This is a genomic window from Enterobacter sp. UCD-UG_FMILLET (assembly GCF_000762975.1).
Taxonomy (GTDB): domain Bacteria; phylum Pseudomonadota; class Gammaproteobacteria; order Enterobacterales; family Enterobacteriaceae; genus Enterobacter; species Enterobacter dykesii.
Genome location: NZ_JRJC01000023.1, coordinates 119,859 through 136,085 on the forward strand (window position 1 = coordinate 119,859; position 16,227 = coordinate 136,085).

14 protein-coding genes are annotated in these 16,227 nt (G+C 54.1%); 3 read left to right on the forward strand and 11 right to left on the reverse strand.

What is annotated here, in order from left to right; genetic code table 11:
- From mraY to leuO, 11 genes are all read right to left on the reverse strand, one after another.
- A complete protein-coding gene (gene mraY / locus LA04_RS10835; RefSeq protein ID WP_008501985.1) occupies positions 1-1,083 on the reverse strand; it encodes a phospho-N-acetylmuramoyl-pentapeptide-transferase in 1,083 nt (360 codons plus the stop codon).
- Complete coding sequence (murF, locus tag LA04_RS10840; protein WP_047651532.1) at positions 1,077-2,435, reverse strand: UDP-N-acetylmuramoyl-tripeptide--D-alanyl-D-alanine ligase; 1,359 nt, start codon at positions 2,433-2,435, stop codon at positions 1,077-1,079. The genes mraY and murF overlap by 7 nt, the downstream gene beginning before the upstream one ends.
- On the reverse strand, positions 2,432-3,919 hold the full coding sequence (murE, locus tag LA04_RS10845) for a UDP-N-acetylmuramoyl-L-alanyl-D-glutamate--2,6-diaminopimelate ligase (RefSeq protein WP_047651533.1): 1,488 nt from the start codon (positions 3,917-3,919) through the stop codon (positions 2,432-2,434). Before murE ends, murF begins: the two co-directional genes overlap by 4 nt.
- Positions 3,906-5,672, reverse strand: a complete 1,767-nt coding sequence (locus LA04_RS10850) for a peptidoglycan glycosyltransferase FtsI (protein ID WP_047651534.1) — start codon at positions 5,670-5,672, stop codon at positions 3,906-3,908. The genes murE and LA04_RS10850 overlap by 14 nt, the downstream gene beginning before the upstream one ends.
- 15 nt (positions 5,673-5,687) lie before the next feature.
- Complete coding sequence (gene ftsL / locus LA04_RS10855; protein WP_008501989.1) at positions 5,688-6,053, reverse strand: cell division protein FtsL; 366 nt, start codon at positions 6,051-6,053, stop codon at positions 5,688-5,690.
- A complete protein-coding gene (rsmH, locus tag LA04_RS10860) occupies positions 6,050-6,991 on the reverse strand; it encodes a 16S rRNA (cytosine(1402)-N(4))-methyltransferase RsmH (RefSeq protein ID WP_047651536.1) in 942 nt (313 codons plus the stop codon). The genes ftsL and rsmH overlap by 4 nt, the downstream gene beginning before the upstream one ends.
- 2 nt (positions 6,992-6,993) lie before the next feature.
- The gene (gene mraZ / locus LA04_RS10865; RefSeq protein ID WP_021240528.1) at positions 6,994-7,452 is read right to left on the reverse strand and encodes a division/cell wall cluster transcriptional repressor MraZ; all 459 of its coding nucleotides are present in this window, start codon (positions 7,450-7,452) and stop codon (positions 6,994-6,996) included.
- A 599-nt stretch (positions 7,453-8,051) separates the two neighbouring features.
- The gene (gene cra, locus LA04_RS10870; RefSeq protein WP_047651537.1) at positions 8,052-9,059 is read right to left on the reverse strand and encodes a catabolite repressor/activator; all 1,008 of its coding nucleotides are present in this window, start codon (positions 9,057-9,059) and stop codon (positions 8,052-8,054) included.
- Between the two features lie 179 nt (positions 9,060-9,238).
- Positions 9,239-9,730, reverse strand: coding sequence for an acetolactate synthase small subunit (ilvN, locus tag LA04_RS10875; RefSeq protein ID WP_023310389.1), 492 nt, complete (start codon positions 9,728-9,730; stop codon positions 9,239-9,241).
- Between the two features lies 1 nt (position 9,731).
- Entirely contained in the window at positions 9,732-11,456 is a 1,725-nt protein-coding gene (ilvI, locus tag LA04_RS10880; RefSeq protein ID WP_047651539.1) for an acetolactate synthase 3 large subunit, read from the reverse strand.
- 379 nt (positions 11,457-11,835) lie between these two features.
- A complete protein-coding gene (gene leuO, locus LA04_RS10885) occupies positions 11,836-12,780 on the reverse strand; it encodes a transcriptional regulator LeuO (RefSeq protein ID WP_047651540.1) in 945 nt (314 codons plus the stop codon).
- A gap of 605 nt (positions 12,781-13,385) precedes the next feature.
- Here leuO and leuL point away from each other — a divergent pair.
- The 3 genes from leuL (at position 13,386) to leuB (ending at position 16,226) form a co-directional block, all read left to right on the forward strand.
- Positions 13,386-13,472: a leu operon leader peptide gene (leuL, locus tag LA04_RS25245; protein WP_071786497.1), complete on the forward strand. Its 87-nt coding sequence runs from the start codon at positions 13,386-13,388 to the stop codon at positions 13,470-13,472.
- A gap of 91 nt (positions 13,473-13,563) precedes the next feature.
- Entirely contained in the window at positions 13,564-15,135 is a 1,572-nt protein-coding gene (leuA, locus tag LA04_RS10890) for a 2-isopropylmalate synthase (RefSeq protein ID WP_023334495.1), read from the forward strand.
- A complete protein-coding gene (leuB, locus tag LA04_RS10895; RefSeq protein WP_047060144.1) occupies positions 15,135-16,226 on the forward strand; it encodes a 3-isopropylmalate dehydrogenase in 1,092 nt (363 codons plus the stop codon). The genes leuA and leuB overlap by 1 nt, the downstream gene beginning before the upstream one ends.
- Position 16,227: the final 1 nt, after the last annotated feature.

Consider the following 16,227-nt stretch of genomic DNA (forward strand, 5'->3'; position numbering starts at 1 on the left):
TTAACGTACCTTCAGCGTTGCCAGGCCAATCAGCACCAGCATCAGCGAAATAATCCAGAAGCGCACAATCACGCGCGGCTCCGGCCAGCCTTTCAGTTCATAGTGGTGGTGAATCGGCGCCATACGGAAGATGCGCTGACCGCGCAGCTTGAAGGAACCGACCTGCAAAATCACCGACAGGGTTTCAACCACAAACACGCCGCCCATGATCACCAGCAGGAACTCCTGACGCAGCAGTACGGCGATAATGCCGAGCGCACCGCCCAAAGCCAGAGAACCGACGTCACCCATAAAGACCTGCGCCGGATAGGTGTTGAACCACAGGAAGCCCAGCCCCGCGCCGACAATCGCCGTACAGACGATCACCAGCTCACCCGCGTGGCGCAGATAAGGGATGTGCAGGTAGTTCGCAAAGTTCATGTTACCGGTCGCCCACGCCACCAGCGCAAAACCGGCGGCCACAAAGACGGTTGGCATAATCGCCAGACCATCCAGACCGTCGGTCAGGTTAACGGCGTTGCCGGTACCGACAATCACAAAGTAGGCCAGCAGGATGTAGAACAGCCCCAGCTGTGGCATCACGTCTTTAAAGAACGGCACGACCAGCTCGGTGGCAGGCGTGTCTTTGCCTGCCAGATACAGCGCAAAGGCCACACCCAGCGCGATCACCGACATCCAGAAATATTTCCAGCGCGCGATCAGGCCTTTGGTATCTTTGCGGACGACTTTGCGGTAGTCATCAACAAAACCGATGATCCCGTAACCCACCAGTACCGTCAGAACGCACCAGACGTACGGGTTGGAAGGATACGCCCACAGCAGCACGGAAACGACGATGGCGGTCAGGATCATGATCCCGCCCATGGTCGGCGTGCCGCGCTTGCTGAAGTGCGATTCCGGACCGTCGTTACGCACAACCTGGCCGAAAGAGAGTTTTTGCAGACGGGCAATCATGCGCGGGCCCATCCACAACGAGATGAACAGCGCAGTCAGCAGGCTGACGATGGCGCGAAACGTCAGATACGAAAAGACGTTAAAGCCTGAATAATATTTGACCAAATGTTCGGCCAGCCAAACTAACATGTCCCGTTCTCCTGTAATGCGTGCACAACCTCTTCCATGGCGGCACTACGTGAACCTTTCACTAACACAGTCACAATTTGTTTTTCTGTAATCAACGCCTTAAGGCGCGCTATCAACGCGGCTTTATCAGCAAAATGCTCGCCAATGCCGCTGGCATGGCTAATCGCCTGGCTCAGTTTTCCTGCGCTCAGCACGCAGTCCAGCCCTGCCGCTTTCGCCGCTTCACCGACCTGGGTATGGCAGGCTTCGCTTTCGTCGCCCAGCTCTGCCATATCGCCCACCACCATGATGCGATAGCCCGGCATTTCAGATAACACCTGCACCGCCGCCGTCATCGAGCCAACGTTCGCGTTGTAGGAGTCATCCAGCAGCAGCTTGTTTTCCGAAAGCTGAATCGGGAACAGACGCCCCGGCACGGCTTTCAGATTCGCCAGCCCGGTTTTAATCGCCTCATGCGACGCGCCCACCGCCGTCGACAGCGCCGCCGCCGCAAGCGCATTGGCGATGTTATGGCGACCCGGCAGCGGCAGCAGCACATCAACGTCACCCGTTGGGGTCGTGAGGGTGAACTCCGTGCCGTGCGACGTCACGTGGATATTGGTCGCGGTAAAATCACTGTTGGCCGCATTTGGCGAGAAGCGCCAGGTTTTACGCGAACCAATGATGCTTTGCCAGTTCAGCCAGTCGTTGTTGTCGGCGTTCAGGATGGCGATACCGTCATCCGGCAGGCCGGTGTAAATCTCACCTTTGGCTTTCGCTACGCCTTCCAGCGAGCCAAAGCCTTCCAGATGCGCCGCCGCGAGGTTATTCACCAGCGCGGCTTCCGGGCGAGTCAGGCTCACGGTCCAGGCGATTTCGCCCTGGTGGTTTGCCCCTAACTCGATCACTGCAAATTCATGTTCTTTGGTCAGACGGAGTAATGTCATCGGCACGCCGATGTCATTATTGAGGTTGCCCGCGGTATAAAGCGTATTTCCGCACTGGCTGAGGATCGACGCCGTCATCTCTTTCACCGACGTCTTGCCTGATGAACCGGTCAAGGCGACAACGCGAGTAGGGACCTGCTGACGAACCCAGGCGGCCAGCTCACCGAATGCGAGACGCGTATCTTTCACCACAATTTGTGGCAGATCGATATCGAGCTTGCGACTGACGAGCAGCGCACCAGCGCCGTTCTCTTTGGCCTGTTCTGCAAAATCATGCGCATCAAAACGCTCGCCTTTCAGCGCCACAAACAGACAGCCTGCGGTGATTTTGCGGGTGTCCGTCGTTACGGCATCAATGGTCAGGTCTTGCCCGTGCAGGTCGCCCTGCAGGATGGCAGCGGCCTGGCTTAACGTGATGCTAATCATGCCACTACTCCCAGCAGACGTGCTGCCGTTACGCGGTCCGAGTAGTCCAGACGGCGATTGCCAACGATCTGATAATCTTCATGCCCTTTGCCCGCTAACAGGACAACATCATTTTCCTGCGCCTGCATGATGGTGTTGGTCACTGCTTCCGCACGGCCTTCCACCACGCGAGCGCGTCCAGCGTCCAGCATGCCCGCCAGAATGTCATTAATGATGGCGCGCGGCTCTTCGGTACGCGGGTTGTCATCGGTCACAACCGGAATATCTGCGAACTGCTCAGCAATAGCCCCCATCAGCGGGCGTTTGCCTTTGTCGCGATCGCCGCCGCAGCCAAACACGCACCAGAGCTTACCGGCGCAGTGCAGGCGCGCCGCTTCCAGCGCTTTTTCCAGCGCATCCGGCGTGTGGGCATAATCAACCACAACGGTCGGTTTGCCCGGCGCGCTGAACACTTCCATGCGGCCGCAAACCGGCTGCAGACGCGCTGAGGTTTTCAGCAGTTCAGCCATCGGATAACCCAGCGCCAGCAGCGTTGCCAGCGCCAGCAGCAGGTTGCTGACGTTAAAGGCGCCCATCAGGCGGCTTTCAATCTCACCTTCACCCCAGGAAGAGGCAAAGCGGATTGTCGCCCCGCTGTCGTGATAATTCACCTCAACCGCCTTCAGCCAGCGGCCGTGGCAGTTCGGATTGATATGGTCTTCCATCGACACCGCAACCGCATCCGGCAGCTTCGCCAGCCAGCGGCGGCCCACTTCGTCGTCGGCGTTGATGATGGCTTGTCCGTAATGGTGAGTAGAGAACAGCAGCCATTTCGCGGCTTCGTAATGCTCCATATCACCGTGATAATCAAGATGATCGCGGCTCAGGTTGGTAAATACGGAAGCGGCAAATTTCAGCGCCGCGACGCGGTGCTGTACCAGACCGTGCGAAGAGACTTCCATTGCAGCAAAGGTTGCCCCCTGCCCTGCCAGACCGGCAAGCACGTACTGTACGTCTACCGCCGAGCCGGTGGTGTTTTCCGTCGGGCTCACTTTGCCCAGCAGGCCGTTACCCACGGTACCCATCACCGCACCGGTTTCACCCAGCAGCTGGGCCCACTGCGCCATCAGCTGCGTGGTAGTGGTTTTACCGTTCGTACCCGTGACGCCAACCAGGCGCAGCTGGTCGGAAGGTTCGTGATAAAAACGTCCCGCCAGCGCGGAAAGACGCTCGTTTAACTGGCTGAGATAGATAACCGGCACTCCATGCATTTCACGGATCTCACCGTCGGTTGCCTCATCTTTCGCCTCAGCAATAATGGCAGCCACACCTTGCGCAATCGCCTGCGGGATATAACGACGCCCGTCCGCCTGATGACCGACCACCGCCACAAAAAGATCGCCAGAAGCAGCCACGCGGCTGTCCAGTACCATCTCTCGCAGTGCTCGCTCCGGTGCATTTGGCACCCACGGAGCGAGAAGGTCGCGCAAATTACGATCTGCCACCTGTACCCTCGCCTTGATTAATTACAAATTCACTTTTTTCGCCCGTCGCCAGCGCATCCGGTTCAATGTTCATGGTGCGTAACACGCCGCCCATGATAGCCCCGAACACAGGCGCGGAGACGGCGCCGCCGTAGTATTTACCCGCCTGTGGATCGTTTATCACGACCACCAGCGCAAAACGCGGATTGCTTGCAGGCGCAACGCCTGCGGTATAGGCAATGTATTTGTTGATATAGCGGCCGTCCGGCCCTACTTTTTTCGCCGTACCGGTCTTGATGGCGATGCGATAACCTTTGATTGCCGCCTTCACGCCGCCGCCACCGGGCAGCGCCACGCTTTCCATCATATGAACAACAGTACGGACGGTTGATTCCGGGAAGATACGCTCGCCGGGAACCGGTGGATCAACTTTGGTAATCGACAGCGGACGATAAACGCCGTAGCTGCCGATCGTTGCGTAGACTCGCGCTAACTGTAACGGTGTCACCATTAGCCCGTAGCCGAAAGAGAAGGTGGCCCTCTCTATGTCAGACCACCGTTGTTTTTGAGGATATAAGCCACTGCGTTCTCCGACCAACCCCAAATTGGTCGCCTTTCCAAGCCCAAAACGTGAGTAAGTCTCTACTAACGCTGAGGACGGCATCGCTAACGCCAGCTTTGAAACACCGACGTTACTCGACTTCTGTAACACCCCGGTCAGGGTCAATTCGCTGTAGCGCGCCACGTCTTTGATTTCGTGGCCGTTAATTCGGTATGGAATGGTATTCAGTACGGTGTTTTCATTGACGATACCGCGCTGAAGTGCAGTCATGACCACCATCGGCTTAACGGTCGAACCCGGTTCGAATACGTCGGTGATGGTACGGTTACGCATAACATCCTTCTGCGTACCGGTGAGATTGTTAGGGTTGTAGGAAGGGCTATTGGCCATCGCCAGCACTTCACCCGTGTTGACGTCGACTAACACGGCACTGCCCGATTCCGCTTTGTTGAAAGCCACGGCATTGTTCAGCTCGCGGTAAACCAGCGCCTGTAACCGCTCATCAATACTCAGCGCCAGGTTGTGTGCGGCCTGGCTGTCCGTAGAGGAGATATCCTCGATTACGCGACCATAGCGGTCTTTACGCACAATGCGCTCGCCGGGCTGGCCGGTGAGCCATTTATCAAAGCTTTTTTCAACGCCTTCAATCCCCTGGCTATCGACGTTAGTAAAGCCAATGAGGTGAGCAGTCACTTCGCCGGAGGGATAGTAACGACGGGATTCTTCACGCAGGTGGATGCCCGGCAGCTTTAATTTTTTGATGTAGTCCGCCATGTCAGGGTTCACCTGACGCGCCAGATAGATAAACCGCCCTCTCGGGTTGGTATTCACGCGTGAAGCTAACTGGTCCAGCGGCATCTTCAACGCATCCGCAAGCGCCTTCCAGCGGTTATCAAGCGTGATCCCGCCTGCATCATGCAGTTCTTTCGGATCGGCCCAGATCGCCTTCACCGGCACGCTCACCGCCAGCGGACGACCCGAGCGGTCGGTGATCATCCCGCGGGATGTCGACACTTCCTGAACGCGCAGGGAACGCATGTCACCCTGGCGTACCAGCATGTCAGGAGCGATGATTTGTAGCCAGGCCACGCGTCCAAGCAGAAAACCCAGAGCGAGTAAAATGCAGCCGCAAAGCAACGCAAAACGCCAACTGATAAAGTTGGCCTGTTCTTCCTGACGTTTTGGTTTTAGCGTTTTTGCCGCTGCTTTCATGCGTCGCGTTTTCCCTTATTTTTGTACTACGATATTTTCCTGCGAAGGATCAACATGCTGCAGTTGCAGCTTTTCCGTTGCGATCCGTTCAACCCGGCTGTGATCGCCGAGCGCGTTTTCTTCAAGGATCAGATTTCGCCATTCAATATCCAGCGCATCGCGTTCCAGTACCATCTGCTCGCGTTGCGCAGTCAATAAACGTGTATGATGGGCGGTGGTCACCACCGTAACTGCCGTGACAATGATGCAAATGAACAGACAGAGTGGCAGTTTCCCAAACCGCAAAAGATCGTCGCCGATCACGCCAGGCAAGGCATGGCGCTCGTTGCTTCCTAACGAATCCTTAACTTTGCTTAGGGTCTCTGTCACTCTGCCGATCATGCGTTCGTCCTCTCTGCAACACGCAGCACTGAACTACGGGCGCGTGGATTCTCTGCCACTTCTTCTTCGCCCGGCATCAACTTGCCTAATGCTCGCAACTGACGGCCACCCAGCTTCCTGAGTTGTTCTTCCGTCATCGGCAGCCCCGCTGGCACCTGTGGACCGCGGCTTTGTTCACGCATAAAGCGTTTCACAATACGGTCTTCCAGCGAATGGAAGCTGATGATGGATAACCGCCCACCCGGGGCCAGCACGTCGAGCGAGCTTTTTAGCGCCAGCTCTATTTCCTCCAGTTCACTGTTTACCCAGATGCGAACCGCCTGGAAGGTACGGGTCGCGGGATGTTTGTGCTTATCCTTCACCGGCGTCGCCGTCGCGATCACTTCGGCCAACTCTTTGGTGCGGGTCATGGGCTCAATACGATTGCGCTCAACGATGGCGCGCGCAATACGTTTGCCAAACCGCTCCTCGCCAAACGTTTTGATGACCCATGCAATATCGGCTTCGTCAGCGGTCTGTAACCACTCAGCGGCAGACTGACCGCGCGTCGGGTCCATACGCATGTCCAGCGGACCATCACGCATAAAGGAGAAACCACGTTCAGCATCATCAAGTTGGGGTGAAGAGACGCCAAGATCGAGAAGAATCCCGTCGATCTTGCCCGTCAGGCCGCGCTCGGCAACATAATCCGCGAGCGCAGAGAAAGGTCCATGCACGATGGAAAAGCGTGGGTCATTGATGGTCTGTGCAACGGCAATAGCCTGCGGATCGCGATCGATTGCCAGCAGACGTCCTTCCTCTCCAAGCTGGGAGAGAATCAAACGCGAGTGACCACCGCGACCAAACGTGCCATCAATGTAGATGCCATCCGGACGAATATTCAGGCCGTTTACGGCCTCGTCCAGTAACACCGTTTTATGTTTAAAATTTTCCATCATATTTATAGAGACAAGTCCTGCAGCCGTTCCGATAATGTCGCGGAATCAGACTGCTCAGCGTCGATATCTTCCTTGACCTGTTGATACCAGGTCGTTTCATCCCACAGTTCAAACTTGTTGAACTGCCCGACCAGCATCACTTCTTTGGTCAGACCGGCATGTTGCCGCAACACAGGCGCAATCAGTAATCGCCCTGCGTTATCCATCTGACATTCACTGGCATGTCCCAATAACAACCGCTGCACGCGGCGTTCCTGCGGGTTCATGCTCGACAGTCGCGACAGCTTTTGCTCAATAATTTCCCATTCAGGCAAGGGGTAAAGCAGCAGGCAGGGGGAGTTAATGTCAATGGTGCAAACCATTTGACCCGCAGCGTTCTCAATCAGCTGGTCGCGGTATCGGGTTGGTACCGATAATCGCCCTTTGCTGTCGAGATTGACTAACGTTGCTCCACGGAACATGCCAGTCTCACCCCTCCTCTCCACTTTAACCCACAAATTCCCACCTAAAGGAGTTTACGGAGCGAGGGAAAAGCTTGTCAAGCCAGGACTCTCCCTATAAGGACTCGGAAGCCCTCTATTTACAGAGATAAACAGTCCTGGTTAATAACTGCACAACTGGCGAGGCAAAATTAACGTTATGAATATTTGTAAGAAAAAAACCGAATATGCACACTAGCGTTAAAGCTCACTCAATATCATCGCAGATAAATATAAAGTGTCAGTTTGCGACGCGGGCAGCATTTTATGACAGATTCTCAGGGGATAACAGCGCCAGATTCACTCTGGCACCCGGTAAGCGCGGCGGTTGCCACGTAAGCTGGCACAGGAGGAGGAAAAACGTCTGATTATTCATCGGCCGAATAGGGTTTGTAACAAAACAATACAAAGATAGCTGTTTAAAATCGCTGAGATGTTCTTTAAAGGACAATTTAAAAGCCAAAATGAATTAAAAAAAATAGGCGATTATGATCTCGCAAGAATTATCCTAATTTCTCTCCGGGAATTATCCGTACGATTTATCGCAGCAAAATGGGGCAGACTTCTCCGCCCCGGTCATTTCATTTTTGGCGGCTTAAAATTCCGCGATGATAGAGATTACGTTTGATACGCGTCAGGCCCGGCTTCGGTTTGCGCGGCTCATCCAGGCTTGCCAGCACAATCTCCAGCACGCGTTCAGCCACATCGCGGTGACGCTGTGCTACCGCCAGCACCGGACACTGGAGGAAGTCGAGCAGCTCGTTATCCCCGAACGTGGCAATCGCCAGATCGGAGGGCAATTTACCTTCACGACGTAATGTTACATCCATGACACCCTGCAACAGCGCAAATGACGTGGTGAACAGCGCCTGAGGCATCGGGTGCGTTTCCAGCCATTTCTCAAACAGTTGCGCTGCGGCTTCACGTTCGTAGCTGTTGGCATAGAGGTAGTGAACCTCGCGCGGATCGTCTTTCCAGGCAGTTCTGAATCCCTGCTCACGCAGGAAGCTCACGGAAAGCTCGGGCAACGCGCCAAGATACAGCACTGTTTCAGCGGGGAACGTTCTCAGCTCCGCGGCCAGCATTTCTGCATCATCCTGATCCGCACCCACAACGCTGGTGAAATGCTCGCGATCGAGAGCGCGGTCCAGCGCAACGATTGGGAACGAGTCGTTCGCCCAGCGCTGGTAGAACGGATGCTCTGGCGGCAAGGAGGTCGATACGATGATGGCATCCACCTGGCGCTGGAGCAGATGCTCAATGCAGCGCATCTCGTTGTCGGGCTGGTCTTCCGAGCAGGCAATCAGCAATTGATAGCCGCGCTGGCGCGCCTGACGTTCAAGATAGTTGGCGATACGGGTATAGCTGGTGTTTTCCAGGTCAGGGATCACCAGACCAATAGAGCGGGTACGCCCGGCACGTAGGCCGGCTGCGACAGCATTCGGATGGTAGTTATGCTCACGAACCACCGCCATAACTTTTTCAACGGTCTTGTCGCTGACACGGTACTGCTTTGCTTTACCGTTAATCACATAGCTGGCCGTTGTTCGTGACACGCCGGCTAGCCGGGCGATTTCATCCAGTTTCACAATTGCCCCTTAAAAAAAGAAAAGAGTCCATGGCCCTGTCAAGGTTATGGTTAAATCTTTTAACATCTAAACGCAGAAAAGCCTTCGCGGCAACCGCTTTTATCTGCGTTGTCGGCTGATTACGCAAAAAAAAGCCCGGCTTTGGTGACCGGGCAGAAAGAGGCGAACCTTTTTGACAACTAACGCATGATTTTCTCACCGCGTGACAGGCCCACGACACCCGATCTCGCGACCTCGACAATTTTTGCGACATCCCGCACGGACGCCAGGAAAGCATCCAGCTTGTCGCTTGTCCCAACCAGCTGAACCGTATAAAGAGAAGGCGTGACGTCGATAATTTGTCCGCGGAAAATATCAGCATTGCGTTTGACTTCATCACGCCCGTAGCCACTGGCCTGGATTTTCACCAGCATGACCTCACGTTCAACGTAGGCCCCCTGCCCCAGCTCGCTCACGCGCAGTACGTCGACCAGCTTATGCAGTTGTTTTTCAATCTGCTCAAGCACTTTGGCATCACCGACGGTTTGGATCGTCATGCGCGACAGCGTAGGGTCTTCCGTCGGGGCAACGGTCAGGCTTTCAATGTTATAGCCGCGCTGCGCAAAAAGGCCAATGACGCGCGACAGTGCGCCAGACTCGTTTTCCAGTAAAACAGATAATATCCGGCGCATATCAGGTTCTCTCCGTTTTGCTTAACCACATTTCATCCATACCACCACCACGAATATGCATCGGATAAACGTGCTCGGTTCCATCAACAATCACATCCATAAAGACGAGGCGGTTGTTTTTAACGTGCTCAAGCGCTTGTGCGAGCTTCGTTTCCAGCTCAGCCGGATCGGTCACCCGCATGCCTACATGACCGTAAGCTTCAGCAAGACGAACAAAGTCCGGCAGCGATTTCATGTAGGACTGGGAGTGGCGGCCAGAGTAGATCATATCCTGCCACTGCTTGACCATACCGAGATAGCCGTTATTCAGGTTCAGCACCAGTACCGGCAGTTCATATTGCAGCGCGGTAGACAGCTCCTGAATGTTCATCTGAATACTGCCGTCCCCCGTCACGCAGACGACGGTTTCATTCGGTAGCGCCAGCTTCACGCCCAGCGCGGCAGGCAGACCAAAGCCCATGGTTCCTAACCCACCGGAGTTGATCCAGTGTCGCGGTTTATCAAACGGGTAATACAGGGCGGCGAACATCTGATGCTGCCCCACGTCTGAGGTCACGTACGCCTCACCTTTCGTCAGTCGCCACACCGCTTCAATGACCGCCTGCGGCTTAATGTTTTCACTTTGCGTGTCATATTTCAGGCACTGACGCGCGCGCCACTGCTCAATCTGCTGCCACCAGTCGCGGATCTCATCCAGCGGCTGGGTTGCACTCTCCTGGGCCAGCAGATCCAGCATTTGCTCCAGAACCTGCCGGGCATCACCGACGATCGGCACATCAGCCGACACCGTTTTTGAAATTGACGTTGGATCGATATCAATGTGCAGCACGGTGGCGTTCGGACAATACTTCGCCAGGTTGTTGGTGGTGCGATCGTCAAACCGCACGCCGACGGCAAAGATCACATCGGAATGATGCATTGTCATGTTGGCTTCATAGGTACCGTGCATACCCAGCATCCCCAGCGCCTGACGATGGGTTGCAGGGAACGCCCCCAGCCCCATCAGCGACGACGCAACGGGAAGATTAAGCTTTTCAATCAGTTCACGAAGTTGGGCTTCACAGGCAGAGTTGATCGCCCCGCCACCGACATAGACCACCGGTTTTTTGGCGGCCAGAAGCGTTTGCAACGCTCGCTTGATCTGACCTTTATGCCCCTGCGTTGTGGGGTTATAAGAGCGCATGCTGACCGCTTCCGGCCAGACATAAGGCAGCTTGTTTGCCGGGTTGAGGATATCTTTAGGCAGATCGACCACCACCGGTCCCGGGCGTCCGCTCGCCGCCAGCCAGAAGGCTTTTTTCAGTATGCCTGGAATGTCTTCTGTTTGCTTGACCAGGAAGCTATGCTTCACAACGGGACGCGAAATCCCGACCATGTCGCACTCCTGAAACGCATCGTAGCCTATCAGCGAGGTTGCCACCTGCCCGGAGAGGATCACCAGCGGGATAGAGTCCATATAGGCCGTCGCAATGCCGGTAATGGCGTTTGTCGCGCCGGGGCCGGACGTGACTAATACCACGCCCACTTCACCCGTCGCACGTGCCAGGCCGTCAGCCATGTGTACCGCCGCCTGCTCGTGACGTACCAGAACATGGTCAATGCCCCCAACCGTATGCAGCGCATCATAAATATCGAGGACCGCACCGCCAGGGTAGCCGAACACTTGCTTTACGCCCTGATCGATCAGCGACCGAACGACCATTTCCGCGCCAGACAACATCTCCATGCTTTGCCTCCAGGCATTTTGTTATAGACGGACTGCCGAATTCATTTCCGCACCGTCTTACGATTGGGATAAACCAATCTTATATTTTGCAGAGTGTTCTTTACCTTAACCGCTCGTTATGAGGCAGGCAATTAGCAAACCTGGGGAGATAAACGGTGGGTAAAGCAGAAAAAGCAGCCGTTAAGAGAAGATATGGTTAATTCCTCTGAGAATAGAGGATGGGGTGATAAATCATCGCTGAAAAGCGCGACAACGCAGAAAATCATCTATTTTTACGCGCCAGAGAGCAGCCCGAAAAAAGCACCATAGAATAAAATATCAGTTATCTAAAAAAAATCAGGATAAATCACATAAACCGATGCGATTTATCCTGATGCGTTTACCGGCGGCAGATGCCAACCAGCAACTCTTCCATCCACTGATGTCCTTTATCCCGGCCCGCTGCTTCATGCCAGGAAAGATAACAGGTTCGGCTATTTAGCTTAAGCGGCAGAGGCAAAATTTGCAGATTTAAAGATTCAGAAAACTCTTCTGCCAGCCAGCGCGGTGCAATCGCCACCAGATGCGTTTGGGAGACAACGTTTAATACGCTGACCATAGCCATCCCCTGATAAGCCACGCTCGCCTGTTTATCGGCAGTGTCATACCACGGCAGGCTAAAAGAAGCATATCTGTCGAGCGCAACAACGGCATGCTGCTCGTTATAAACATCGTTTTCTCGCAGCGGAGAATTCATGCGCGGGTGTTTTTTACTGGCGACCAGAACCATTTCATCCTTAAACAGCGGCACGCAGGAAAATTCCGGACGACGGAACTCTTCATACCCCAGAACGAACTCTATCTCCTGATAGCGTAACTGATGTTCCGTGTTTTGATTCAGGGATGATTTAAAAGCAAGATGGATATTTGGTGCGATCTCTTCAACTTTATTATAGATAATCGACGTTAAATAATTATCTAATGGACTACAGACACAAAGATGGAATACGCGCTCGCTGCTTAAGGGTTCAAAGCCCGACCCCGGCAGCTCATTTTGAACCAGTTGCAACGCCTGGCGAATAGAGCCAAACAGCTGGTATGCGCGCGCTGTAGGCTGAATCCCTCTCCCGTAGCGAACAAATAATTCGTCGTTAAACATAAGCTTAAGCCTGGCAACGGCATTACTCACGGCAGGTTGTGACATCCCCAAAGTTTGAGCAGCGCGGGTGATATTCTGTTCCTGCATGACAGCATCAAACACCGTCAGAAGATTCAGATCCACCGTGCGTAACTGCGGTTTAATCCCATCAGTAGCTTGAGGTTGTTTAATATTATTTTCTGGCACTTCTGACTCCACTGTCACGCTACACCCCTTTGCCAACGTACGGTAATAATCTCGAAAAATATGATTTATCATGCAAATACGATCAGCGAAAGAGAATGATTTAAAATTCGGAATATATAAAGACTCTATATTAACGAAAATTAATGAACAAAAATGATATGTTTGACTTTAGGAGCCAAATGAAACCATAAACTAAACAAATATACAATTGCCATCAGGTTAATGATGACGTAAGTATTATTAAACAATTATCGCTATCGTCCAACAGTTAGTTAACAACCTGTTACCCCCGTCCGCTTTTCAGCATTCTGGAATAGATTCACTGCATTTATAACTTAATGATCTCAAAACGCTTTAGGCACAAAGAATTCTCTTCAACCCGTTTCACGCTTGTTTGAACAATTATATTTTTTTGTTTCTGCAATTTTTTATTAAGTCCAAAATTAGACAATTAGACGGGTCAAAAAAGCAAAAACCAGCACAATTAGCTAAAGTGAATATCCTGTTGATCTCGTCTGTCGGGCCCGTTTTCATCCTCAGGGGTTGACATGAACAGCCGTATCCAGTACCACTAAAAGCATATTGAATTTAACGGAGCACGATTCATGACACGCACCATTCGTTTCACCGGTCTACTACTACTAAACGCATCCACTGTGCGCGGTAGACTGGCGGGCGAAATTCAGCGTTGAATCGTCACCAGTAAGACTAGAAACCCGCGCCACTGCGCGGGTTTTTTTATGCTCGTAGCAAGGCGCCCTAAGACTGACAAGGACCTAACCCATGAGCCAGCAAGTCATTATTTTCGATACTACTTTACGTGACGGTGAACAGGCATTACAGGCAAGCCTGAGTGTAAAAGAGAAACTGCAGATCGCGCTGGCTCTCGAACGTATGGGTGTCGACGTGATGGAGGTCGGTTTCCCGGTCTCGTCTCCGGGTGATTTCGAATCCGTACAGACCATTGCGCGCACCATTAAAAACAGCCGCGTCTGTGCCCTGGCGCGCTGCGTAGAGAAAGACATCGACGTAGCTGCCGAGTCGCTGAAGGTCGCCGAAGCGTTCCGTATCCACACCTTTATTGCCACCTCGCCTATGCACATCGCAACCAAGCTGCGCAGCACGCTGGATGAGGTGATTGAGCGCGCGGTCTACATGGTTAAGCGCGCACGCAACTATACCGATGACGTTGAGTTCTCCTGTGAAGATGCGGGCCGTACGCCAATCGAAGACCTGGCGCGCGTTGTAGAAGCCGCCATCAACGCGGGCGCGAAAACCATCAACATCCCGGACACCGTCGGCTACACCATGCCGTTTGAGTTCTCCAACATCATCACCGGCCTGTATGACCGCGTGCCGAATATTGATAAAGCAATTATCTCCGTCCACACCCACGATGATTTGGGTCTGGCCGTGGGTAATGCGATTGCCGCCGTCCACGCTGGCGCACGTCAGGTAGAAGGCGCGATGAACGGTATCGGCGAACGCGCGGGCAACTGTTCGCTGGAAGAAGTGATCATGGCGATCAAAGTGCGCAAAGACATTATGGACGTGCACACCCGCATCAATCACAACGAAATCTGGCGCACCAGCCAGACCGTCAGCCAGATTTGCAACATGCCTATTCCGGCTAACAAAGCGATTGTCGGCACCGGCGCCTTCGCGCACTCCTCCGGTATTCACCAGGATGGCGTCCTGAAGAATCGTGAAAACTACGAAATCATGACCCCGGAATCCATCGGACTGAATCAGGTGCAGTTGAACCTGACCTCCCGTTCCGGTCGCGCCGCGGTTAAACACCGTATGGAAGAGATGGGTTATAAGGACAGCGATTACAATATGGATCAGCTGTACGACGCGTTCCTGAAGCTGGCCGACAAAAAAGGCCAGGTGTTCGACTATGACCTGGAAGCGCTGGCCTTTATTAACAAGCAGCAGGAAGAGCCGGAGCATTTCCGTCTGGATTACTTCAACGTACAGTCCGGCTCCAGCGACATCGCCACCGCCTCGGTCAAACTGGCCTGCGGTGATGAAATTAAAGCAGAGGCCGCTAACGGTAACGGCCCTGTTGATGCCATCTACCAGGCGATTAACCGCGTCACCGAGTACGACGTTGAGCTGGTGAAATATGACCTGACGGCCAAGGGCCACGGCAAAGATGCACTGGGTCAGGTGGATATCGTGGTCAATTACAACGGCCGTCGCTTCCATGGCGTGGGCCTGGCGACCGACATCGTTGAATCTTCCGCGAAAGCGATGGTGCATGTTCTGAACAACATCTGGCGCGCCGCCGAAGTCGAAAAAGAGTTGCAACGCAAAGCTCAGAATAAAGAGAACAACAAGGAAACCGTGTAATGTCGAAGAATTACCATATTGCTGTGTTGCCGGGCGACGGTATTGGTCCGGAAGTGATGGCACAGGCGCTGAAAGTACTGGAAGCCGTTCGCGCGCGTTTTGCGATGAAAATCACCACCAGCCACTACGATGTGGGCGGTATTGCGATTGATAACCACGGTACGCCACTGCCGAAAGCGACCGTGGAAGGCTGCGAAAATGCCGATGCCGTGCTGTTTGGTTCCGTCGGTGGCCCGAAGTGGGAACACCTGCCGCCGGCAGAGCAGCCAGAGCGCGGCGCGCTGCTGCCGCTGCGTAAACATTTCAAGCTGTTCAGCAACCTGCGTCCGGCGAAGCTGTATCAGGGTCTGGAAGAGTTCTGCCCGCTGCGTGCGGATATCGCCGCCAACGGTTTCGACATTCTGTGCGTGCGTGAACTGACCGGCGGGATCTATTTCGGTCAGCCTAAAGGACGCGAAGGCAGCGGGCAACACGAGAAAGCGTTCGACACCGAGGTGTATCACCGTTTCGAAATCGAACGTATCGCCCACATCGCGTTCGAGTCGGCGCGCAAACGCCGCCATAAAGTAACCTCCATTGATAAAGCGAACGTGCTGCAGTCTTCCATTTTGTGGCGCGAGATCGTCAGTGAAGTCGCTAAGCAGTACCCGGACGTCGCGCTGTCGCACATGTACATCGACAACGCGACCATGCAGCTGATTAAGGATCCGTCCCAGTTTGACGTGCTGCTGTGCTCCAACCTGTTCGGCGATATTCTCTCTGACGAATGCGCGATGATCACCGGCTCGATGGGCATGCTGCCCTCCGCAAGCCTGAACGAAGAAGGCTTTGGCCTGTACGAACCGGCAGGCGGTTCAGCGCCGGATATCGCGGGCAAAAACATTGCCAACCCGATTGCGCAGATCCTCTCCCTGGCCCTGCTGCTGCGCTACAGCCTGGATGCAGGCGAGGCAGCAACCGCAATTGAAAACGCCATTAACCGGGCGTTAGAAGAAGGCGTCCGTACCGGTGATTTAGCACGCGGCACGGCGGCAGTCAGTACCGATGAAATGGGCGACATCATTGCCCGCTATGTCGCTGAAGGGGTGTAAT